This window comes from Phytohabitans sp. LJ34 (genome assembly GCF_052068095.1).
Taxonomy (GTDB): Bacteria; Actinomycetota; Actinomycetes; order Mycobacteriales; family Micromonosporaceae; genus Phytohabitans.
On record NZ_JBQHDG010000037.1, the window covers coordinates 1 to 20,958 of the forward strand.

A 20,958-nucleotide genomic window follows, 5' to 3' on the forward strand; every position below is an offset into this window, starting at 1 on the left:
CAGCACTGGTAGGCGCGCGTCATCGGGTTGATGATCGTGCCGTGCGCCTGGGCCGCACCGGTCCACGGCAGCATGCCAACCATCAGCGCGAATAGTAGGACGAGCACTCGGACGGCTGACCGGGATCGTCCGCCGGGTTGATCGGACTTTTGTGAACGCACTGTTCGTCCTCCGTTCATCGGCACCAAGGCCAGCTTGGAAAGCTTCAAGGAAACTGTTACATCTATGAACTTGAATATCAAGGCTTATCTATCCCGAAATGGGAGGTGGGTCAGAGCCCGGCCGCGGCGTCGTACCGGCGGCGCAGGTCGGCCATCTCCGAGTCGGCCAGCGCCTCCTTGAGCGCCACCTGCGCGTACTTGTCCGGAAACATCTGCCGCAGCCGGTCGACGTACCTGACGTCCTCGGTCGCCTCGACCACCTGGATGTCCGGAGGCTCTGTGGACATTCCCATGATCACTGGACCGGCCAGCTTGACCGCCACGTCCCAGGGGCGGTTGCGCTCGGCGACCCCGCAGAGGTGGAAGCCGTAGACCGTCTGCACGTCGGCCAACGCGGTGGCCTCGGCCGGCTCGTAGCCGTAGACGCGGATCCCGCAGATCACCGGCGGCTTCGCCCCGTCCTTGCCCACCTGCTGGACATTGTGGCCGGCGTGGTTGTGCTGCCCCGGATCCGCCTGTTCGAGCGTGGTACGCATCCGGGCCACGATCTGCGCCTGTAGGTCCGCCGGCTCCGCCTTGGACCCGGCCGGGCTGTTCAGCGCGACCACGCCGGCCGACACCGCCAGTAGGATCACCGCCACCCACACGTAGCGGTTTCGGTACCACCCCGCGAAACTCTCCCGCGAGATCATGATTGCTTCTCACCTCATCACCGGTTCTGGTGCGTTGGGACCGCGTCGGACGCCTTTCCGCGTGTCAGGCGTCGGCAGTCGCTGGGGGACACGTGCCGGGGGGAGCGAACGGCGGGCGGCGGTGCCTCTACTCGAACGCGCGCACGTCACGGGGGACGGCCCGCGAGCGTCCGTCAAAGCGGCGCGGTGCCCGGCACAGTGGTGCTCCCGTGCTGGCCGTTCTCAGCGCGGTTGCCCCCGCGCTGCGGCGATGTGAGCCATTCCAGCACGCTTCGCCCCGATCGGCAACATCGACAGTCATCAGCCCGGTCAGGCCTTCGTCATCGTTGATACGGCGTTCATGCGGCCGTGACTCTCTGCGACCCGGTTATCCTCGACCCGCTCCAGCCCTGCTGGCCGGGAACACCACGAGCCTTGACAAGATCCGGGGCGGTTCACTCTGTTTGTGTGGGGGTGGCTTGTGCGAGGAGGGCTTCGGCTCTTGTCTTGAGTAGCGGCACAGACGCGGCGTCCGATGTGGATAGAAGTGTGCGGAGGAGGGTGACGGCGCCGGGTGCGTCACCGCCGGCGGTGAGCGCCTCGGCAAGGCGCAGGTTGGCGATGAACACGCCGCGGGGGTCGCCCGCCTGGACCATGAGCCGGAGCGCCTCGCGGGCCTCCGTCATGGCGGCTGGTATGTCGCCGTGGGCAAGTCGGAGTCGGCTGTGGTGGACCAGTAGCCAGCCGAGGCCGTGTGCGTTGTTGACCGCGTCGGTCACTTCCAGGGCCAACGCGTATGTCGACTCGGCCATGTCCAGCTTGCCCAGCGAGATCGCGCAGTCCAACTTGCGGACCAGGAGGGCGCGGTGGTTGTCGGTGTTTCGCAGCGCCTGCACGTGACCGAGCGCCTGATCCAGCAGCGGCAGTGCCTCAGCCGGTCGGTCCTGGAGGACCAGCGTATCGGCGTGTGTGCGCAGGGCCAGCACGATGTCGTCGGGATTGCCGGTCGCGTAGGCGATCGCGGTCGCCTCTTCTGCGTGCATGAGTGCCGGCCGGCCCTGGAACATCCGGGCGAACGCCAGCCCGGTGAGGCTGTGCACGAGTTCGTGGTTGAGCCCGAAGCCGCGGAACACGGCCACCGATCCCTCGAACTCGTTGGCGGCCTCGTCGAGACAGAGGGAAAGCAGGACATCCGCTCGGCTGCTCGCCTGACGGCTGGCGACACGTTCGTCCCCAGCCGCACGAGCGGCGTCCCGGACGCTCGCGCGGGCCTGGGCGATCTGCTCGTAGCCGCCACGGATGGACAGCGGCGGGATGATCATGTCCGCCAGGAGTGCGGCCTTGTCGTAGTAGCCCAGCCGGCACGCCTGCTCGATGGCGAACAGCAGCTGGCTCCGCTCGGTGTGCAGCCAGGCGACCGGGTCGGCGGTGAGGCCGGCGATGTCCGGCGGTGCGGCGGTGATGCCGTCCGGTAGTGGGTCGGGCGGTAGTCCTTCCTTGCGGTCGACGCGCAGGTGCACGTGGTGCGCCAGGACGAGGAACGTGTCCAGCAGCGGCTGGTAAGCGGCACGGGCTACCTGCTCGTCCTCGCCGCCGGCCAGTTCGCGGGCGAACAGCGCGACAAGGTCGTGCGGCCGGTACCGGAGCTGGCCGGTCAGGTCGAGGCCGACCGGCTCCAGCAGCCCAGCGGCCATGAGCTGCTCGACGGCGCGTTCGCCGTCGCCGCCATCGGTGAGGGCGCCGATCGTCCAGGCGGCGAAGGACGCGGCGGGCAGCAGACCCATCCGGCGCAGCGCCAGCTGGATGGAGCCGGCCAGTCCGGCGTAGCCGATCGCCAGCTCCGAGCGGACCGCCAGGTCGCCCACCGCCAACTCGTCGAGGCGGCGGTGCTCGTCGTGTAGCCGATCCGCCAGCACGCGCAGCTGGAGGGTCGGCCGGGGTTGGAGCCGCGCCCCGATGATGCGCACGGCGAGTGGGAGGCGGCCGCACAGGTCTACCAGCGCCTCGGCGGCCGGCTGCTCGCCCGCGACGCGGTCCGGGTCGAGGATCCGGTTGAGCAGCGAGACACCCTCCGCGACCGAGAACGGTTGCAGCCGGTGGTGATCGGCGGCGGGAAGCTCGTCCAGCGAGCGCCTGCTGGTGATGAGCACGGCGGAGCCAGCCGTACCAGGCAGCAGCGGTGTCACCTGCCTGGCGTCGGCGGCGTCGTCGAGCACGATCAGGATCCGGCGGTCGGCCACCCGCGCGCGGAACGTCGCCGCCCGGGCTTGCGTGGAGCGCGGCTGGGCGTCCGGGAGTACCCCGAGCGCGTACAGCAGCTCGCCGAGCACCTCGGCGACGTCGCGCGGCGCCGAGCCGCCGCCGCCCAGGTTGACGTAGAGCTGGCCGTCCGGGAAGCGGTCCCGTACCCGGTGCGCGGTGTGTATGGCGAGTGCGGACTTGCCCACGCCGGCTACCCCGCTCACCACGACGATGCGCGGGCTGGCCGTTTCGCCCTTGGCGACCAACGAGTGCGCGATGCCCGCCACCTGCTCTGCCCGGCCGACGAAGTCGCCGATCGCCGGTGGTAGCTGGCACAGCGCCGGCGGGCCCGGTGACGCGCCTTCGCGGGTGCCGTCCACCGTTTCACCGAGCAGGATCGCCTGGTGCAGGTCTCGGAGCTCGGGCCCGGGGTCCAGGCCCAGCTCAGTTCGCAGCAGTGCCGCGACGTCGCGGTAGACCTCCAGCGCCTCGGCCTGCCGCCCCGATCGGTAGAGCGCGCGCATCAGGTGTGTCCGCAGCCCTTCCTGGTACGGGTACGCCCCGGCGAGCGCTCGCAACTCCTCGACGACCGCCTGGTGGTGCCCGAGCGCCAACTCCAAGGCGAACCGGCGCTCGGCCGCCTCGAGGCACCGCTCCTGCACCTGCGGCACCTCGTCGCGATGCAGGGCCGCCGAATCCACGTCGAGCAGGATCGGACCGCGCCACAGCGCGGTCGCCGCCCGCAACGACTCGAGCGCGGCCGCCCGGTCGCCGCGCCCCAAGGCGGTCCGCGCCACCTCCAGCAGCTCGTCGAACTCGTGCAGGTCGCAAGAGCGAGCCGGCGGCTCGATCACGTACCCGCCGCTGCGATTGTGGATGGCGACGTCGGCACCGAGCAGCCTGCGCAGTCGCGCGACGTACGTCTGTAGGGCCGCGCGCGCGTCGGTCGGTGGCGCGCCGTCCCACAACCGGTCAACCAGGACGCTTACCGGCACGACGCGGCCGGCGCGCAGCAACAGCGACGCCAAGATGATCCGGAGCTTCGTCGCGGAGATCACGACGAGCTCGCTATCCCGCTGTACCTCCAGGTCCCCGAGCATGCGGAACCGCACGTCAGCCGCCACTGGCCCCCCTCAGCCGGTAGGTGCAGCTATGAAAGTACAGACATACCGGGTACCTAGCTAGACAGCAGGGTCCGAAGCGTGCGGCGGAGCTGATCCGCCGCCTTCGGGTCGATTGGCGCGAGGAACGCGTTTTCGGCCTCCCGGTACGCCGCCTCGGCGGCGTCGACGGTCTCCAGGCCGTGATCGGTGAGCTCGACGATGTTGCGGCGCCGGTCCGCCGGATCCGGTCGTCGCCTGACGATGCCTTTGCGTTCGAGGACGTCGAGTACCGCGACCATCGTGGTGCGGTCGATGCCGAGTCGTTGCGCTACTTGCAGCTGTGAGGCCGGCTCGCGGTGGGCCAGGACCCTGAGCGCCCCGAAGTCCTTGCTGTCGATCCCGAGACGTTCCAACGCCGCGTCTGTCAGCGCCGTGAGCTGGAGGTTGGCGTGCTTGAGGAGGTACCCCAGGAGGTCGTGGGGATCCGCGGTGGCGCTGCGCTCGGTGGACATGGCTCCATGCTATGGGTAACCTGATCGTCAGGAGTACTGACGATCAGCGCCGCGACAGGAGTCATGTCATGATCCTCGTTACCGGAGGAGCCGGTTTCATCGGTTCCCACACCGTCCGCGCACTGGCCGAGGCGGATCAGGAATGCGTCCTGCTCCAGCGCCGGGCGCCCAGCGTTCCGGCAAACCTGGCCGGCCTGCCCGTGCACGCCGTGCGGGCCGACATCGCCGACCTCGACGCCCTGCTCGCGGTCGGCAAGCAGTACCCGATCACCGGGATCGTGCACCTCGCCGTCACCCTGCCGGGCTCGGACAACGGCACCGACCCGATCGAGGCCTCCACGCGGACACTCGAGGGATACCTCAACGTCGTTCACGCCGCGCAGGCGTGGGGCCTGAGCCGCATCGTGAACGCGAGCACCATCGGTGTCTACGGCTTCGGCCACGTGGGCGCACTCACCGAAGACGCGCCGCTCTCCCTGGGCTACACCCACGCCATCCCGACGTTCAAGAAGATCTTCGAGCTGCTTGCCGGGCACCTGTCGGCCGTCACCGACGTCAAGATCGTCAACGCGCGGATCTCCGGCATCTGGGGACCCGGAGGGCACCTGCCCGACCCGTTCTTCGTCACCTCGACGCTCGTGCACGCCGCCGCGCACCACAGCCGACCCGATCTGTCCGGATTCATGGCGCCCCCGCACGCCGAGGACGCCCTCGACCTGCTCTACGCCAAGGACGCCGGTCGCGCGCTCGCCCTCCTCCAGCTCACCGATGAACTGCACCACTCGACGTACAACGTCGCCTCCGGCCGAGCCACCAGCAACGCCGAGGTCATCGCCGCGATCCGGTCCGTCGAGCCCGGTTTCCAGTTCGAACTCCCCTCGGCCGGGCCCCGCCCGCGGACCTGGCTCGACATCACCCGCCTGCGCGAGGACACCGGGTTCGAGCCCCGATACGACACCGCCGCCGGCGTCGCCGACTACATCGCCTGGCTCCGCGCCGGAAACAAGCGGTAGGGCTGGCGGGCAACGCCGGCGCGCGACCCTCCGCGGCCGCCGGCTAGCGCCGCCGCCTCGGTCGGTGCTGCTCACGGTCCTCTGCGGCGCCACCTCTGGCGGTGGAGGCCGCACCTGCCCAACACTGTGCCTCATGGACACACGGGAGCGGGGGCTTCGTGGTGCGGCGGGTGGCGGGTGGCGCCGGTGCTAAGGATTCACTTCCTGCCGGAAGACCTGGCGCGAACTCATGTGGCGACCAACCCGGATGCGCTATGGGAAACGGTGTTGAGCCTTCAGCTGCTACATAAGAACGACGGCCGCCTGGTTTTCCAACACTGGCGCCGCCGGGTGCGTGCCGAGCCTCTCCGCGTGGCACAGGAGATCTTGCTGCCCTTGTCTCCACCGCATGGTGACTTCGCCGACCTGCTCACCCCCGTCACCGGAACACTTGGTCTGAACGCGGGCCTGGAAGCGGTGCGTTCCACCGCACGACGCCTGACCCGCCGCGACCTGGAAAACCTCACAGCGCGTCAGCGGCTCCCGGCGTGGACCAGTCGACTGGCCGACGGCGACGCTCAAACACTCAGCCGCATCGCCGACGCGCTAAGAGCCTGGCATGACGCCGCCGTTCTCCCTTACAAGGACCAGATGACCCCGTACCTCGACGCCGACCGGGCGGTCCGCACGCGCGACGCTCGCCTGGGCGGAGTGGAACGAGTCCTCGCCGGCCTGCCACCGCCGTTGAGCTGGCAACCACCGGTACTTGTCAGCCCGTACCCCAAAGAGCGCGACCTGTACCTCGACGGCCGAGGGCTGCTGTTGCTGCCCTCGTTCTTCTGCTGGCGTACACCCGTCACTCTCATCAACGCGGACCTACCGCCGGTACTCGTCTATCCGGTCGATCGCGACCTTCACTGGCTGGACCAGCAGGTCAACGGCCGGGACGATCGGGCCATCGCTGTCTTGCTCGGATCGACCAGAGCCGCCGTGCTGGACACCGTCGGACGGACCCCGGCCACGACGACGGATATTGCCAAACGCCTGCACATTTCCATGCCATCAGCCAGCGAGCACGCCACGGTCCTGCGCGGCGCCGGCCTCATCGTCCCTCGCCGAGCCGGCAACGCGGTCGTCCACAGTCTCACCCCCGTCGGCGCGGCGCTGCTGAACGGCGGCCGCCCTCACCTCTGACCGCCCGAGCGCATCCGAGTCGGCTTGGACCAGCGCCATTCGGCCCAGGCCGAATGGCACCCCCGCACCACGACCCCTTGTGTCGACAATCGAGACACGTCATGACGCCAGTGGATTAGTTCGGGAATCGGGGAGGAATGGTGAAGTCAGTACTTCGCAAGATCGGCGGGGCCGTGGCAATGTGTGCGCTTGGGACGACCGTCGGCGCTGTGGCGATGACCGCGCCGGCACGGGCAACCGTCGCCGAGTGCACGAACGGCGCCAACGGATTCGTCAGCATCCCCTACACCCAGTCGGGGACCGTTCGAGGTTCCATCTTCCTTGGCAGCCGTGCCACGGTGACGCTGGAGTCGGCTTCCATCCAGGGCCGGACCCGTGGCTTCGCCAAGATCAGTGGAAATACCCGCCGAGGCGACCAGGTATGGATGGACTGGACGACCACTGGTGGAAACGGCTGGTTGCAGTGCGGCCCGTGGTACGTACAGGCGAACGGTTCCCCGAATACGAGCGCCGCACAGCGCACCGACCCGTCACCGCAGTGGCTGTTCCGCGCCTGCGGTCTCGTGGACGGGCACGGCGGCTGCACTCAATGGTGGTAGGTCGGCAATGAACCAGATGTGGCTCTGGCGGATCGCCTCCGCCAGAGCCACACGCTCGATGGCCGGCGGCGGCGTCAGTGGTCGGCGATCTGGTACCGGGATCTGATGCTTGTCACGCCAGGCTGGTGAGCGCGGTTGGTGAGGTAGCGGTAGCCGGCCTCGTCCCGGGCGCCGCCGCCGGGCAGTGCCTGCACCGTCTCGACCTCGATCAGGCTCCGGCAGTGCCGTCGGGCGGCCGCGTAGACGTGTTCCAGCAGGCCGGTGCCGATGCCGCGCCGCCGGTGCCGCGGGTGCACGACCAGGTCCAGGTGGACCACGCTCAGGTTCTGCGCCTGGGGGAGCAGGTATGACGCGGCACCCACCACCCGGTCGCCGTCCCAGGCCAGCAGCACCTCTTCGGTCGACGCAGGCCACGGGTGCGCGAACCGGGCCGTGTGTTCCGGCCCGCTGGGTGTGGGAAAGTCGGGCAGGTCGTGGCGGGTGACCGCGACCACCAGGTCGTACCACCGGCCCATCGCCACAGAGTCGAGCGGATCAAGCCGTGCGATGGTCATGCCCGCATCGTCCGGCGGGCATGACCTATCAGCAATTGGATTTGCCGGGCGAGGAGGCGGTCAACGCACGCTGATCACGGCGACCGGGAACCTCCGGTCCGTCTTCTTCTCGTACTCGGCGGCGTCCGGCCAGTACGCGCGCCACACGCCGTACAACCGGTCCCAGTCGTCGTCGCGGCCGGGGCGGACCACCCGGCTGTCCGCCTGCACCGTGTCGGTGCCCAGCTCGACGGTGACCGGGCCGTCGACGGCCTCCAGGTTGGCGATCCACTGCGGGTCGTGCGGCGTGCCGCCCGCGCTGCCGCAGACGACGTACGAGTCGCCATAGGGCGCGGCGACGAGCGGATGGACGAACTGCTTGCCGGACTTTCGACCGCGGACGTGCAACAGGAGGGTTGTCTTGCCCTCCCAGTGGCCGCCGAGCACGCCATCGTTGGTCCGGAAGGTCTCGATCACGGTGTCGTTGAACGAAGCCATGCCACGAACATTAGTTGACGACGGGAATTTCCACCCGTGCTGTGATCGGCGTCTCTCTATCGACAGTGCCGCACCGGGACCATTCGCGCTTGCTGGGTTGTGCGAGCATAGGCGTCGTGATCCACAAGGTGACGGCGACAGTGTTGGTCTCGGCCGTGCTTGCCGCCGGGTGTTCCAGCGGCCAGTCCACGGACGGCCGACCGCCCTCTTCGCCGGCCACCAGCCCGACCGCCACGCCCGCCACGGCGGTCGACCTGCTCAAGTCCGGCCTCACGTTCATCGATCAGGTCAGCTTCCGCGCCGACATGGCGATCGGCGAGTCCATCGCCGCGACCTCCCGCACCGACAACGCGAACAAACGCGCTACCGCCACCCTTTCGGCGCCAGGGGGTAAGAAGCTCGAGATCCGCGCGGTTGGCGACGATCTCTACATGATGGCCGCCGGCGTCCTGCCCGACATGCCCAAGGGCTGGATGGTCGTCGACCCGGCGAAGGTCCCGGCAGCCTTCGGGCTCAGCTTCGCCCAGGGAAGTGTCGACCCCGGCGGCTCGGCCCGTCTGGTCAACGCCGTCACCTCGGCCCGCGCCACCGGCTCCGACATCTCCGGCACCATCGACATCGGCAAGATCGGCGTCGGAAACGGGATGTCTTTTCCGGGCGTCCGTCCGGGCGAGGTCCAAGGCCAGTTTCAGGCCACATTGGACGATCAAGGCCGGCTGACGAGCTTCGCCATCCACGGTGAAGGTGTGCCGAGCGGCAGTGTCCGCTACAGCGAGTTCGGCACGCCGGTCGCCGTCTCAGCGCCGCAGGGCGCGGTGCCCGCGCCCGAGTCGCTCTACCCTCTGCTGGGCGTCCAATGATCAGGGCGCCCCGTGCGTCGGGGCGCCCTGACCTGAAGAAGAGGGCTGGCTACTTGCCGCCGCGCGGCTTCGCCGACTCGATCGGCGGCAGGTAATGCGCGCATCCGCCCAGTTCTTACCGGTGGCCTCCCTCGAAGGCAGCTAGGCCGGGAGCAGAGCCTCCAGCGCGGCCACGCCGAAGGGCTCGAGTGGCACGACGTCGGTGTGGTCCGCGCCCGTGAGCACGCCCTTCAACCGCCACCCGGCCGGGATGGCGCACTGGGCCGCCACGTGGTCGGGGCTGAGGTTGACGAGCCACAGGTAGCGGCGGCCGGAGGCGTGTTCCAGCCCGTCCACGTACACGCGGGGATCGTCCACAGTGGCGTTCGGGGACACGCCGGCTTCGGCCGCCAGGGCGCGGTAGAGGCGGTGGACCTGGTCGTCGCGGTGTGCGTGTGGGCGGGCGGAGCCGAAGTACTCGACCGCGTACGTCGACAGGTACACGGTCCCGCCGCCGACGCGGCGGCGAACCAGGGCGGGGCGGCCTCGGCCGTCGCGGGCCAGCACCTCGCCGCCGGTCGCGGCGGTGTCGTCCAGCGGGAGCATGCCGCGGGCCTGAGCGGTGCCGGCGAACGGAAACTCCAGCCGTGTGCCGGCCGGCAGGTCGCCCAGCGGCTGCTCGAGATACCACGTCACCACGTCGTCGACCGGTTCGAGCAGGCCGTACCGGAGGGTGTGCGGCATGCCCGTGACCGCTTCCACGTCCGGCCACCAGGCGCCCCGGTGGGCGCCGCTGGCGCCGGCGAACCAGGACAGGTAGACGTGGCTGCCGGCAGCCGCCCAGTCGAGGAGACGGTGGAAACTGGGGGCGGTGAGCAGTTTGTTGGACGGCACAAGGACCAGAGCGGCTCGCGGTGGGTCGTCCAGTTCGCGGAGGATCGCGGGGGCGAGGTCGGCCACCTTCGCGCTGATGTAGGCGTGCGTTGTTATCGCCGGGATCGCCTCGCGGTCACCGGCGGGTACCCGCGGATGCTGATCCATGTAGGACGGCAGCAGGATCGCGGTGGATGTGGGCGGCCGGGTACACCGGGGGAGGTCGACGGCGTCGAGGACGCGGCGAAACTCGGCCAGCTCCCGCAGTGCCGCCTTCGCCGTGCCGTCCGGGCGGGTCAGGCCGAAGCCCAGCTCGAACGGGTGGTGGCGGTACGGGTCGACGGTGGGCAGATCGAAGTCGGTGTTGTTCCAGGCGATCCAGCCGGTGGCGCCGGCGAGCAGCGAGTTGTGCAGGCTCTGGCGGTAGAGGTGGCCGGCGTTGGGGTCGGAGGAGAGCACGTTCGGTACGCCGAACTCCTCCAGCAGCACCGGCTTGTCGAAATGCGCGAGCTCACAGGCGACGGCGGCGGCGAAGTGGACGCGGACCTGGTCGTCGCCCATCGGGTAGCTGTGCGGGCCGACGAAGTCGACGATGTCGTGTTGGCGGCGGAGCCGGAAGCCGTTGTCCCGGGCGGTCAGTTCCATCGTCCAGGCGCCGTCGCCGAGCGAGACGGGCAGGTTGGAGCCGCCGGCACGTACGGCGTTGACGCACACCAGCGCCCAGGCCCGGCCGTAGTCCGGATCGGTGGCTCCGGCGTAGTTGGTGAACTCGTTGGAGATGAGCCACCCGGCGACGGCGGGGGAGTCGGCGGTGCGCCGCACCATTTCACGGATAAACCATGCCTGCTGCCCGAGCATGAACCCGTCGCGGTAGAGGTCTCGCCCGCCGCGCCAGGGCACGTCCCAGTCTTCGCCGGACATGTGCCCGACCAGAAACGTCGGTACGGTCGCCACGCCGATTTCCGCGCTGGCGGCGAGAAAGTCACGCCATCGCGCGACGAACGTCTCGTCGATCGTGTCCGGCGCGGGCTGGAAGTCGGGCCAGAAGAAGAACGAACGAGTCAGTGTCACCCCGTGGTCGCGCAGGATCCGCAGCTCCTCGCGGACGACGGTGCCGTCGTAGGAGCGCCACATGAACGGGCCGCCGGTGCGGGACCAGTAGTTGGCGCCCAGCCACACCTCGCCGTCGAGGCGGGGCGCCGGGCGGGCGACGGTCGCGTCAACGGTCATCGTGGATCAGCCATCCTTCCAGGCCGCCGTCCAGGTCGGCGTCCGTCGCGGTGAGCACGCATCGCTGCCCGTCCCAGTGCCAGCCGGTGTCTGGTGTGACCCGCGTGGGTGGCTCGGTGCGGGGCAGGGCGAGGCGTCCGGCGTCCATCGGGATCGCGGCGACGGCGCCCGCGCGTACGTCCGCGTCGCCCTGGGCGATGACCGCCCACCGTCCATCGTGGTCGTAGCCGTCGGCTCCGTCGCGCAGGCACAGCGCGGTCAGGCGTTCGCCTTCCAGGCGGCCCCAGGAGCGCACTGCCGGTGGAGTGTCGAGTGAGCCGAGGTCGGAGTTGAGCCACAGTGGACGCCATTGGCTGGTGCGGCGGCACCAGCGGTCGAGGGCCCGGCGTACGGCCAGCTGCCGGGGCGACGCCTCGCCCGGCGTGGACAGCAGGGGCAGCACGGCGCCGGCCTGGCCGAGGACCGCCGAGTCGAGCAGGATCTCGGCGTCGTCGGACCAGGAGTAGCCGCTGGAGCCGTTGATGGCCCGCCCGGTGCTGGCGGCCAGCGCGGCCCACACGCTCCAGTGGCGGTGTCCGTCGGCCTCGGCCTTGCCGTGGTCGCCCATGTCGTCCAGGGCGAGGATGTCGGCGTGGGCGAGGTGTAGCGGGTGGATGCCGTAGAGCAGGATCGCGATGTCCGGCTTGGTGGCGCGGGCCGCCTCGCTGACGATGCGGTAGAGCTCGTGGCCGAGCCGCTCGCCGCGCAGCGCGGGATCGGCGGGGGCGGCCACGTCTGGTCCGGGCAATCCGTAACCGAAGTCGAGCTTGAGGATCGCCGGGTCGTATGTGCGCACGAGGTCCTGGGTGCGCTCGACCAGAAACGCGCGGGTGCGGGGCGAACTGGGGTCGAGGCACCAGTGCTGGGCCGGGTCACGCGGGTCGAGTGCCCAGTTGGCCCGGCGGGGGCGGCCGTCGGCGCCGCGGAGCAGGTCTTCGTCCGTGAGGCCGACAGCGGTCGGGTCGTCGATCCAGCCGACCGACTGCCAGAAGCCCAGCCGGAGCCCGCGTTCCCGGGCGTACGCGAGGTCGCCGTCGAAGTCCGGAAACCGCTGCGGGTGCGGCTTCGCGCTGGAGACCATGCTCTCCCAGTGGTCGTCCAGCACCAGTACGTCGGCGGCCAGGTCGGCGGCCGCGTCGGCGATCTCGCGCAGCTGGAAGTGCCCGTTTCGGAAGTCGCCCCAGGTGTTCCAGACACTCGCCGCCGCCCGGTCGGCCGTGGACGGCCGTACCTCGAAGGAGCCGAAGTAGGCGGCGTACGCGTCCCAGGCGGTGGCCGCCCAGGTGAGCCGCAGCGGGTTGGTCCAGCGGCGGCGTGGCCCCGGCGCACCCCACAGGTCTTCCCGGTATCGCCAGCGCAGGGCCGCCGACGTCGACCGCACCTCGAAGGTCATCGCCGCGTCGGGTACCTGCCCGGCTCCGGCGACGAGCCAGCCGCGGTCGTCGCCGAGCGCGGCCGCCCAGAGCGGGCGGGGAAACGCGGCCGCGTACGGCGAGCCCATCGCCGGGCCGAACATGCCGAGCGGCAGCCTGGCATGTCCGAGGTCCCAGCGGCGGAAGAAGCTTTGCGCGGGTGCGGGGCGGCCGCTCGGCACGCAGAATCCGGCGGCCCGCCAGTCCGGCCAGAACGGCAGCGACAGATCCGGCGCGGCGTCCCGCTGCTGGTCCGTCAGCGGGCGCACGCCGAAGAACATGTCCACGATGGAGGTCCGCGCGTCGTCGAAGCTGACCTCGAGCTCAGCGAGGTCGAGCCCGTTCGGGGTGGACCGCCACACGGCGCGTCCGCTGCCGAGCCCGCCGAAGTCGAGCTCGACCGCGTCACCGGCCGACCGGGTGCCGGTCACCGTGACCAGGTGCGGCTCGCCGCCGGAGACGACCCAGAAGGCCGGGTAGAGCGTGCCTTCCCACACGGGCGGTGATGCGTCGTCGGAGGTCAAGGAGGCATGTCCATTGTGGATGTCCAGGCTCAGCGACAGCGTCATTCGCGCCATCCTTCGGCATCGAGCCGCCAGCCCCCGTCGGCGGCGATGGTCTGTCCGGTGACGGCCCCGCTGTGTGGACCGACGAGAAACGCGATGAGCGCGCCGACGTCGGCGGGGTCGAGCGGGCCGCCGGTGAGCGGCTGCTTGGCGGCGACGTAAGCCAGCAGGGCCGGGTCGTCGTCGATCCGCCGGGCGAACGGGGTGCGCACGACGCCGGGAGCGACGCAGTTGGCCCGCACCCCGGCGGTTTGCCCATAGGCGGCGACCGCCTTGGTGAACGACACGAGCCCACCCTTGGCGGTGATGTAGGCGTGGCTCCGGAACGGCCCGCCGCCACCGGTCAGTCCGAGCACGCTGGTGACCGTGACGACGGCGGCGCCGGCCGCGGCGACCAGGTGTGGCCAGGCCGCGCCGACGGTGATGAACGCCCCGCGCAGGTTGACCCCGACGACCGTGTCGAACACCTCCGGGCGGACGGTGTCGACCGGGCCGTCGCCGAGCGCGCTACCGGACACGCCCGCCGCGCAGACGAGCGCACGTATGCCCCGACCGCCGGCCGCCGCGTCCGCGATCGCGGCGGTGAGCCCGGCGGCGTCGGTCACGTCGGCGACCGCCGAGCGCACCCGGGAGTCGGCGCAGGGCCGCAGGTCGAGGCTGGTGACGGCCCAGCCCGCGTCGAGGAGCGCGGCGCAGGTGGCCGCGCCGATGCCGGAGGCGCCTCCGGTGACGACCGCGTGCGGTGTCACCTGCCCTCCCGCGTCGCCGTGTATACCCGGTGGAGCCGGGCGCGGCGTTGCTGTGAGAGGGCGTGGGCGCCCGGCGACGGCTCGTAGCGGCGCCGGGTGTGGACGTGGCGGGCCGCCAGCTCGGCCACCTCCGCGTCCGACTCGGCCACGGCGAGCAAAGCGTCGCCCAGCGGGGCGCCGTCCGGCCCGCAGACCGCGACCGGCAGCCCGGTGGCGTCGGCGACCGCCTGGCACCACAGCGGGGATCGGGTCGGCCCGCCGACGGCGGCCAGTTCGCCGGGGTCGGCGCCGGCGTCCCGGGCCGCCGCGAGGTTGTCGCCGATGGCCGCGGCCGTGCCCTCGACCACCGCGCGGGCCAGCGCGCCCGGCGAGGTGGCAAGCGACAGCCCGGTGAACGCGCCGCGGGCGGCCGGGTCGTCCACCGGATGCAGCGAGCCGGCCAGATGCGGCACGAAGTCGACGCCACCCGCGCCCGCCGGCGCCGCACCGGCAAGGTCGAGCAACTCCTGCGGGGTCCGGTCGAGCAGCTCGCCGAGCCAGGCGAGCGCCGCGCCGACCGTGGCGGTCGAGCCGGACAGCAGATCGAGGTCGTCGAGCACGTGCGGGAAGCGGAGCAGCGCGGTGGACCCGCCCGATCCGCGGCGCAGGGCGACGCCGAGCACGGCGGCGCTACCCATGCTGAGAAAGCCCCGCGCGGGCCCGGTGACCCCGGCGGCGAGCGCGGCGCTCGAGGTGTCCTCGCCGCCGGCGACAACGACGCATCGCGAGGAAAGGCCGAGGTCTTCCGCCGCCGCGGGCGTGAGTGGGCCCAGCGCGCCGATCGCGGCGGCGAGCGCGGGCAGCCGCCGCGCCGCGACGCCGAGCGCGTCGAGCACCGGCGCGGACCAGCGGCGACCTGGCACGTCGTAGAGGTCGGAGATGCCGGCGTCGCTGTGGCTCTGCCAGGACTGACCGGTCAGTCGACGCAGGACGAAGCCACTCGTCGACGTGTACGTCGCCGCGGCCGCCGTCGACGGCTCGTGCCGGCGCAGCCAGGAGATCTTCGCCGCGGTGTTCCAGGCGCCGACCGCCGCGCCGTGCGCCCGCGCGAGCTCTCGCCCCGCGTCGCTGTCGAGGAGCGCGGCCGCTTCCGCGTGTGCCCGCTGGTCGAGGTGGATCATGGCTGGCCGCAGCGGCTTGCCGGCCTCGTCGAGCGCGACGAGGGCGGCGCCCTGCCCGCTCACGGCGAGCGCGGTGACCGCGTCGCCGGAGACCCCGGCTACGGCGAGCGCGGAGCGGGCGGCGAGGCACACCGAGCGGTACCAGTCCTCGGGATCCTGCTCGGCGCGGCCAGGGGAGGGCGTGTCGACCGGATGGGCGCCCGCCCCGGAGCCCAGCACACCGGCGTCGGGGTCGAAGACGACGGCCTTGGTGGAGCTGGTGCCCACGTCGATGCCGAGCACCGGGCCGGCGCGCACGCTCAGGCCCCCGGCCGGGCGGTGCGGCGGCGGAACTCGCCGTAGTACTCGGCGAGGTTGCGGCGGGCGCTCTCCTGGTCGGCGAAATGCGGGCTGCCGAGCACCAGCGGCTTGACGCCACGCGCGACGAGTCCTTCGGCGAGCAGGTGGTTGACGCTGTGGACGATCGTGACGGTGGCCAATGTGGACGTCGGCGAGACCGGAAAGTCGGCGCCCTCCACGTGGATGGCGGCATCGCCGGGCGGCGTGCAGTTGTCGATGACGATGTCGGCGACCTCGTAGAGGTGCTTGCCGCTCGGGTGCCGCGAGTCCACCGAGGAGGAGTGCGCCACGCTGGTGATCGCGGCTACGGTCAGGCCCCGCTTCTTCAGCCCGAGCGCCACCTCCACCGGCACGTTGTTGATGCCGGTGGAGGAGATGACCAGGGCCGCGTCGCGCTCGGCGTCGAAGACGTAGTTGTCCAGCAGCACCTCGCCCAACCCGTCGACCCGCTCGAGGAACAGCGACTGCGCCAGTCCCATCGTGCCGACCACGTTGGTGTAGTAGCTCAGCGACATCTCCACGATGGGGTGGTAGCCGACGATCGACCCGATCCGCGGGAAGATCTCCTCCACTCCCATCCGGGAGTGGCCGGCGCCGAAGAGATGCACGAGACCGCCCTTGGCGATGCGGTCCGCGAAGAGGTCGGCGGCGGCCCGGATCGGCTCCTCCTGGGTCCGCTCGATCTTTTCGATGATCTCGCGGGCGATCCGCGGGTAGCGAAGAGTCACGAAGGCTCCAACCTGGTGAGCACGCGGCGCGGATTGTCCACGAGCAACTGTCTGATGTGGTCGTCGGTCAGCCCGGCCTCGCGCAGCACGGCCGGGAAGGCGGCGACGAGGTTGGCCAAGCCGGGCCCGCCGCCGTACGCCCGCCAGTAGCCGCGGCGGGCCAGGTCCTGGCCGAGCACGACCCGGTCCAGGCACCCTTCGGACGCGAGGCCGGCGACCAGGCCCGCCACGTACGCGTCCGGGCGGCGGTCGTGCCGGCCCAGCCAGTCCAGGCAGACGGTGGCACCCGTGCGGCAGACCTCGACCAGCCCGGCCACGCCGGTGTGCCGGTCCATGTGTCCGAACACGACGGACGAAGGCGGCACACCGTGCCGTTCCAGAATGGACAGCTGGAGCGCGACGGAGCGCTCGTCGTCGGTGTGGGTGACCACGGGCAGGCCGGTGCGGCGCTGCGCCATCGCCACGGCGGCGGCCACCTTGCGCTCGGTCGGCGTGGGCTCCGGCCCGCTGAAGGCCAGCTTGATGGCGCCCGGGCGGGCGGCGATCCGCTCCACGAACGGGCCGCCGTAACCGGAGGTCTCCATCCCGTCGGTGTGCTCGGCCACCATGAGATCGGCGATCCGCTCCGGGCTGTAGGCACGGATCCAGTGGTCGGCGGCGTAGAAGCGGTCGCGGTGGAAGCCGGTGGTGGCGATGACGGTCGCGCCGGTGCGCTCGGCGATCTCGACGAGGCCACGCGCGTCGCGGCCCACGCCAAGCGGCATGCAGTCGACCAGCGCGGCACCGCCGGCGTCTCGGAAGTCGCCGACCTCGGCCACCGCCGCGTCGATCGAGTCCAATGTGAAGTCGGGCTCGAGCACGACGGGCAGGCCGCCGCGGATCAGAAGGTGCTCGTGGCAGTCGGTGGGGCCCAGGTCGGCCGGGTCGATCTCGCCCAGCACGGTGACGATCGCGGGCATCGCTAGAACCGCACCGGCTCGTGCACCTTGCGCTCCACCAGGGGCCGCACCAGGTCGGCGCGCAGCAGCGCCCGCGCGCACTCGATCGCCACGTCACGGGCGTCATACGTGGTGCGCAGCAGCAGCAGCGACGGCGAGCCGGGCGGATAGTCCAGCAGCTTGGCCTCCTCGGGGGTGAGGAGCACCGGCTCGAACGACTCGACCGCGCGCTCCAGCACGATCCCGTACTCCGTACGCAGGACCTCGTAGAGGCTGCGGTCGGTCAGGTCCACAGTGTCCAGACCAGGCGCGTGGGCGAGCGGCAGCCAGGTGCGCTCCAGCATGAACGGCACCCGGTCGGCGAGGCGAAGCCGCTCGATCTGCAACACCTCGTCCCCGTCGCCGCAGCCCAGCTCGCGAGCGATGGAGGGGGACGGCGGACCGACCCGCTCGGCGAGCACCCGGGTGGAAACCGCGCGTCCGGATGCGCGCAGCGACTCGACGATCGAGAAGTGGCCAAGCAGCGACTGCTCCAGGCGGCGGGGCGCGACGAACGTGCCGCGGCCCTGGTGGCGCAGGATCAACCCGGCGCGCTCAAGCTCGTCGAGAGCCTCTCGCATCGTGGACCGGCTGACCTCGTGCTGCTGGGCCAGGTCACGCTCCGGCGGGAGCCGCTCACCGACCCGCCACCGCCCGTCGAGGATCTGTGCCTCCAGCGTCGCGGCGAGCTGCTGAGCCAAGCGTGTGAGCACCCGCACCCCCTCCGGCGGCAAACCAATTCGAATCTTCATGTGTCGGTGGAGCACGCTACGCCGCTGCCTTCGAACGCGTCAAGACCAGCTGCTATGCGGCAGCGCAACAGGCCTGAAACAAGTTGTTGACCAAGGTCGTAGCCTGCCGTATGGTTCCGGGCGAGACCAATCATGCCAATCACCATACCAATCAAGGAGTCTGTCGATGTCCGGTTCGACCCACGTCATCACGGCGGACGTCGTGGTCGTCGGAGCCGGTTCCGCCGGCACGTCGGCCGCGATCGCCGCGGGCCGGGCCGGCGCCGACGTCCTCCTCGTGGAAAACAACGGGTTCCTCGGCGGCACCAGCACGGCCGTCCTGGACACGTTCTACGGGTTCTTCACGCCCGGCACGCCGGCCCGCAAGGTGGTCGGCGGCATCGGCGACGACGTGCTGGCCGGCCTGCGTGGACTGGGCCCGGTGGTCGCCCGGCCCAACACCTTCGGCGCCGGCACCGGGATCACCTACCACCCGGACCACCTCAAGGTGGTCTGGGAGCGGCTGGCCACGGGGGCCGGCGTGCGGGTCCTGCTGCACGCCAAGCTCTTCGCGGCCCACCCGGTCGACGGCGAGGTGCGATCGGCGACGGTCGCCACCAAACACGGTGCGTACGAGCTGCGCGCACCGGTCTTCGTGGACGCCTCCGGCGACGCCGACCTGTGCCACCACGCCGGCATCGGATACGAGCTCGCCGGTGCCCAGGCGCCGGCGCAGACGCTCACCACCACGTTCAAGATGGTCAACGTCGACCTGGCCCGCCGACTCGCGACGCCCCGCGCCGAGATCAAGCGGCTGATGCGCGAGGCCGCCGCCTCCGGTGCGTACCGGCTGCCGCGGCTGGAGGGCAGCGACCACATCACCCCGGTGGACGGCATGACCGCGACGATCATGACCCGGCTGCCGTCTTACGAGACCCGTGGGTCCACTGTGGTCAACGCCACCGACCCGCTCCTGCTCAGCGCCCGCGAGGTCGAGGGACGTGAGCAGGCCCTGGAGTACGTGCGCTTCCTGCGTGACCGGGTGCCCGGCTACGAATCGGCGAGCCTGGCCTCGTTCAGCAGCCAGATCGGGGTGCGGGAGACCCGCCGCGTGCACGGGGACTACCGGCTGGACCGGCAGGACGTGCTCGGGGCGGCGGCGTTCGAGGACCAGATCGGGCTGTGCGGGGCGCCCATCGAGGACCACCGGGAGGGCACCGACACCGCCTGGGAGTACATCCCGGACGGTGGGGTCGTCGGCATCCCGTACCGCACGCTCGTGCCGAGGGACGCCACCAACGTGCTGGTGGCAGGGCGCTGTTTCTCCGCGACCCACGACGCGCACGCCTCAGTGCGCTCCATGGCGCAGTGCATGGCGATGGGGCACGCGGCCGGACTGGCCGCGGCGTCCGCGGTCGCGCACGGCGACGTCCGCAAGGTGGATGTCGCCCGCCTGCGCGACCAGCTACGCGAACAGGGCGCGATCGTCCGCCACGGCGACGCGACCACCACCGAAGAACATCGGAGTTGACCCATGAAGCTCGCGTCGCGGCGCCTCGGCGCCCTCCTCATACCGTTGTTGCTGGCCACCACCGCGACCGCCTGCGGCGGCGACGACGAAAGCGGCGACACGAACTCGCTGTCCCTGCTCACCCCGGCCGCGGCCGGGTCCGCCGGCGGCCAGGTGCTGCGGTCGGTCATCGACGGCTTCACCAAGGAGACCGGCATCCAGGTGCGGATCGACACCGCGGGCGAGGATCTGCCGACCGTTTTCGAGACCTCCGTCGCCGCCGGGCGGCAGGCCGACCTCGTGCACATCAACCCGGTCGACAAACCGCTCACCTGGATCGACAACGGTGTCGTCGTCCCTGTGCAGTCCTATATGGACGAGTGGGGCCTGCGCGACCGCCTCACCGGCGGCGCCGTCGACGAGTGGACCAGGCCCGACGGCAAGATGCAGGGCTTCCCGTTCGAGGGCTACCAGTGGCCCATCTGGTACAACAAGGCACTGCTCACCAAGGCCGGCGTCACCGAGGTACCCACCACAGTGGACCAGCTTTTCGGCGCCGCCACCAAGCTCCGCGCGGCCGGGATCCAGCCGATGGCCGTCGGTGGCAACGACTGGACCGGGCAAAAGCTCTTCTTCCAGATCATCCAGTCGTACCTGAGCGCCGACGCGGCCAAGGAGGCGTTCGCCAAGGGCGGCTGGTGCGCAAACCCGACGCTGATGAAGGGCATCGAGCTGTTCACCTCGCTACGCGACGCCAAGGTCTTCGGCGACAACGCCGAGGGCTTCACCGCGCAGAGCATGGTGGCCGACTTCTACGGCAAGAAGGCGGCGATGATGCCGGCCGGCACGTGGGAGTTCGCCCAGGTGCCCAAGGAGATGGTCGGCGACATCGTGCTCGGCGGCATGCCGCTGCCAACCGGCGCCACGTTCACCAAGCCGACCGCGTACGAGGGCACCTCCAACGGGTTTTGGGTCAGCCAGAACGGCGCCAAGAAGCTCGACGCCGTGCGCAAGTTCATCGAGTACATGTACCGGCCGCAGACCGTCGCCACGTTCGTCAAGGACGCCTCCATGATCATGGCGCTGAAGGCCGACGCGGCCAGCCTTCCAGCCGACCAGCCACTGCTGAAGGCGGCACAAGGTGATCTGCCGACCACAGTGGACTATGCCGTGCTGCCCGACCGGTACGTGCCAGGCAACCTCAGCCAGAGCGTCATCCGGGACGCGGCGGTCGCGTTCACCAGCGGCAAGTCTCCGACCGACATCTGCGGCACGTTCGACAAGACGTACAAGGGCTAACC

18 protein-coding genes are annotated in these 20,958 nt (G+C 70.8%); 6 read left to right on the forward strand and 12 right to left on the reverse strand.

Annotation, left to right across the window (positions count from 1 at the left end; translation table 11 throughout):
• Positions 1-271 precede the first annotated feature (271 nt).
• From ACTMTJ_RS42370 to ACTMTJ_RS42380, 3 genes are all read right to left on the reverse strand, one after another.
• Positions 272-853: a hypothetical protein gene (locus tag ACTMTJ_RS42370; protein ID WP_441224425.1), complete on the reverse strand. Its 582-nt coding sequence runs from the start codon at positions 851-853 to the stop codon at positions 272-274.
• Between the two features lie 434 nt (positions 854-1,287).
• Complete coding sequence (locus ACTMTJ_RS42375) at positions 1,288-4,197, reverse strand: BTAD domain-containing putative transcriptional regulator (RefSeq protein ID WP_441224426.1); 2,910 nt, start codon at positions 4,195-4,197, stop codon at positions 1,288-1,290.
• 53 nt (positions 4,198-4,250) lie between these two features.
• A complete protein-coding gene (locus ACTMTJ_RS42380; RefSeq protein ID WP_441224427.1) occupies positions 4,251-4,688 on the reverse strand; it encodes a MarR family winged helix-turn-helix transcriptional regulator in 438 nt (145 codons plus the stop codon).
• Positions 4,689-4,756: 68 nt separating this feature from the next.
• On the opposite strand from ACTMTJ_RS42380, the gene ACTMTJ_RS42385 reads away from it, so the two are divergent.
• The 3 genes from ACTMTJ_RS42385 (at position 4,757) to ACTMTJ_RS42395 (ending at position 7,473) form a co-directional block, all read left to right on the forward strand.
• A complete protein-coding gene (locus ACTMTJ_RS42385; protein WP_441224428.1) occupies positions 4,757-5,701 on the forward strand; it encodes an NAD-dependent epimerase/dehydratase family protein in 945 nt (314 codons plus the stop codon).
• Positions 5,702-5,878: 177 nt separating this feature from the next.
• Positions 5,879-6,874 (forward strand): ArsR/SmtB family transcription factor, encoded by a 996-nt coding sequence (locus ACTMTJ_RS42390; RefSeq protein ID WP_441224429.1) that lies wholly within the window; start codon positions 5,879-5,881, stop codon positions 6,872-6,874.
• Positions 6,875-7,083: 209 nt separating this feature from the next.
• On the forward strand, positions 7,084-7,473 hold the full coding sequence (locus ACTMTJ_RS42395; protein ID WP_441224430.1) for a hypothetical protein: 390 nt from the start codon (positions 7,084-7,086) through the stop codon (positions 7,471-7,473).
• Between the two features lie 74 nt (positions 7,474-7,547).
• Here the strand turns inward: ACTMTJ_RS42395 and ACTMTJ_RS42400 are convergent, their stop codons facing one another.
• A complete protein-coding gene (locus ACTMTJ_RS42400) occupies positions 7,548-8,027 on the reverse strand; it encodes a GNAT family N-acetyltransferase (RefSeq protein ID WP_441224431.1) in 480 nt (159 codons plus the stop codon).
• Between the two features lie 60 nt (positions 8,028-8,087).
• Positions 8,088-8,504 (reverse strand): nitroreductase/quinone reductase family protein, encoded by a 417-nt coding sequence (locus ACTMTJ_RS42405; RefSeq protein ID WP_441224432.1) that lies wholly within the window; start codon positions 8,502-8,504, stop codon positions 8,088-8,090.
• Between the two features lie 14 nt (positions 8,505-8,518).
• Between ACTMTJ_RS42405 and ACTMTJ_RS42410 the strand changes: the two genes are divergently transcribed.
• Complete coding sequence (locus tag ACTMTJ_RS42410; RefSeq protein ID WP_441224433.1) at positions 8,519-9,364, forward strand: hypothetical protein; 846 nt, start codon at positions 8,519-8,521, stop codon at positions 9,362-9,364.
• Positions 9,365-9,505: 141 nt separating this feature from the next.
• On the opposite strand, the gene ACTMTJ_RS42415 is transcribed toward ACTMTJ_RS42410, so the two are convergent.
• From ACTMTJ_RS42415 to ACTMTJ_RS42445, 7 genes are read right to left on the reverse strand one after another with little or no spacing between them, the layout of a single operon-like run.
• Positions 9,506-11,446, reverse strand: a complete 1,941-nt coding sequence (locus tag ACTMTJ_RS42415; RefSeq protein ID WP_441224434.1) for a beta-mannosidase — start codon at positions 11,444-11,446, stop codon at positions 9,506-9,508.
• Positions 11,436-13,466 carry a hypothetical protein gene (locus ACTMTJ_RS42420; protein WP_441224435.1) on the reverse strand — a complete coding sequence of 677 codons (2,031 nt, stop codon included), beginning with the start codon at positions 13,464-13,466 and terminating at the stop codon, positions 11,436-11,438. Before ACTMTJ_RS42420 ends, ACTMTJ_RS42415 begins: the two co-directional genes overlap by 11 nt.
• Entirely contained in the window at positions 13,463-14,212 is a 750-nt protein-coding gene (locus ACTMTJ_RS42425) for an SDR family NAD(P)-dependent oxidoreductase (protein ID WP_441224436.1), read from the reverse strand. Before ACTMTJ_RS42425 ends, ACTMTJ_RS42420 begins: the two co-directional genes overlap by 4 nt.
• Positions 14,209-15,669, reverse strand: coding sequence for a xylulokinase (locus ACTMTJ_RS42430; protein ID WP_441224437.1), 1,461 nt, complete (start codon positions 15,667-15,669; stop codon positions 14,209-14,211). Before ACTMTJ_RS42430 ends, ACTMTJ_RS42425 begins: the two co-directional genes overlap by 4 nt.
• A gap of 2 nt (positions 15,670-15,671) precedes the next feature.
• Positions 15,672-16,439 (reverse strand): sugar isomerase domain-containing protein, encoded by a 768-nt coding sequence (locus ACTMTJ_RS42435; protein ID WP_441224438.1) that lies wholly within the window; start codon positions 16,437-16,439, stop codon positions 15,672-15,674.
• The gene (locus ACTMTJ_RS42440) at positions 16,436-17,398 is read right to left on the reverse strand and encodes a phosphotriesterase family protein (RefSeq protein WP_441224439.1); all 963 of its coding nucleotides are present in this window, start codon (positions 17,396-17,398) and stop codon (positions 16,436-16,438) included. Before ACTMTJ_RS42440 ends, ACTMTJ_RS42435 begins: the two co-directional genes overlap by 4 nt.
• Positions 17,399-17,400: 2 nt before the next feature.
• Positions 17,401-18,168, reverse strand: coding sequence for a GntR family transcriptional regulator (locus ACTMTJ_RS42445; protein WP_441224440.1), 768 nt, complete (start codon positions 18,166-18,168; stop codon positions 17,401-17,403).
• Between ACTMTJ_RS42445 and ACTMTJ_RS42450 the strand changes: the two genes are divergently transcribed.
• Positions 18,167-19,678, forward strand: coding sequence for an FAD-dependent oxidoreductase (locus ACTMTJ_RS42450; protein WP_441224441.1), 1,512 nt, complete (start codon positions 18,167-18,169; stop codon positions 19,676-19,678). The two genes, ACTMTJ_RS42445 and ACTMTJ_RS42450, sit on opposite strands and share 2 nt — an antisense overlap.
• Positions 19,679-19,681: 3 nt before the next feature.
• Positions 19,682-20,956 (forward strand): ABC transporter substrate-binding protein, encoded by a 1,275-nt coding sequence (locus ACTMTJ_RS42455; protein WP_441224442.1) that lies wholly within the window; start codon positions 19,682-19,684, stop codon positions 20,954-20,956.
• Positions 20,957-20,958 lie beyond the last annotated feature (2 nt).

Excerpts from the sequence above, each read along its gene's own strand:
- ACTMTJ_RS42415 (WP_441224434.1), bottom strand. The coding sequence starts at position 11,446 with ATGACCGTTGACGCGACCGTCGCCCGCCCGGCGCCCCGCCTCGACGGC.
- ACTMTJ_RS42380 (WP_441224427.1), bottom strand. The coding sequence starts at position 4,688 with ATGTCCACCGAGCGCAGCGCCACCGCGGATCCCCACGACCTCCTGGGG.
- ACTMTJ_RS42400 (WP_441224431.1), bottom strand. The coding sequence starts at position 8,027 with ATGACCATCGCACGGCTTGATCCGCTCGACTCTGTGGCGATGGGCCGG.
- ACTMTJ_RS42370 (WP_441224425.1), bottom strand. The coding sequence starts at position 853 with ATGATCTCGCGGGAGAGTTTCGCGGGGTGGTACCGAAACCGCTACGTG.
- ACTMTJ_RS42420 (WP_441224435.1), bottom strand. The coding sequence starts at position 13,466 with ATGACGCTGTCGCTGAGCCTGGACATCCACAATGGACATGCCTCCTTG.
- ACTMTJ_RS42385 (WP_441224428.1), top strand. The coding sequence starts at position 4,757 with ATGATCCTCGTTACCGGAGGAGCCGGTTTCATCGGTTCCCACACCGTC.
- ACTMTJ_RS42405 (WP_441224432.1), bottom strand. The coding sequence starts at position 8,504 with ATGGCTTCGTTCAACGACACCGTGATCGAGACCTTCCGGACCAACGAT.
- ACTMTJ_RS42445 (WP_441224440.1), bottom strand. The coding sequence starts at position 18,168 with ATGAAGATTCGAATTGGTTTGCCGCCGGAGGGGGTGCGGGTGCTCACA.
- ACTMTJ_RS42455 (WP_441224442.1), top strand. The coding sequence starts at position 19,682 with ATGAAGCTCGCGTCGCGGCGCCTCGGCGCCCTCCTCATACCGTTGTTG.
- ACTMTJ_RS42440 (WP_441224439.1), bottom strand. The coding sequence starts at position 17,398 with ATGCCCGCGATCGTCACCGTGCTGGGCGAGATCGACCCGGCCGACCTG.
- ACTMTJ_RS42450 (WP_441224441.1), top strand. The coding sequence starts at position 18,167 with ATGTGTCGGTGGAGCACGCTACGCCGCTGCCTTCGAACGCGTCAAGAC.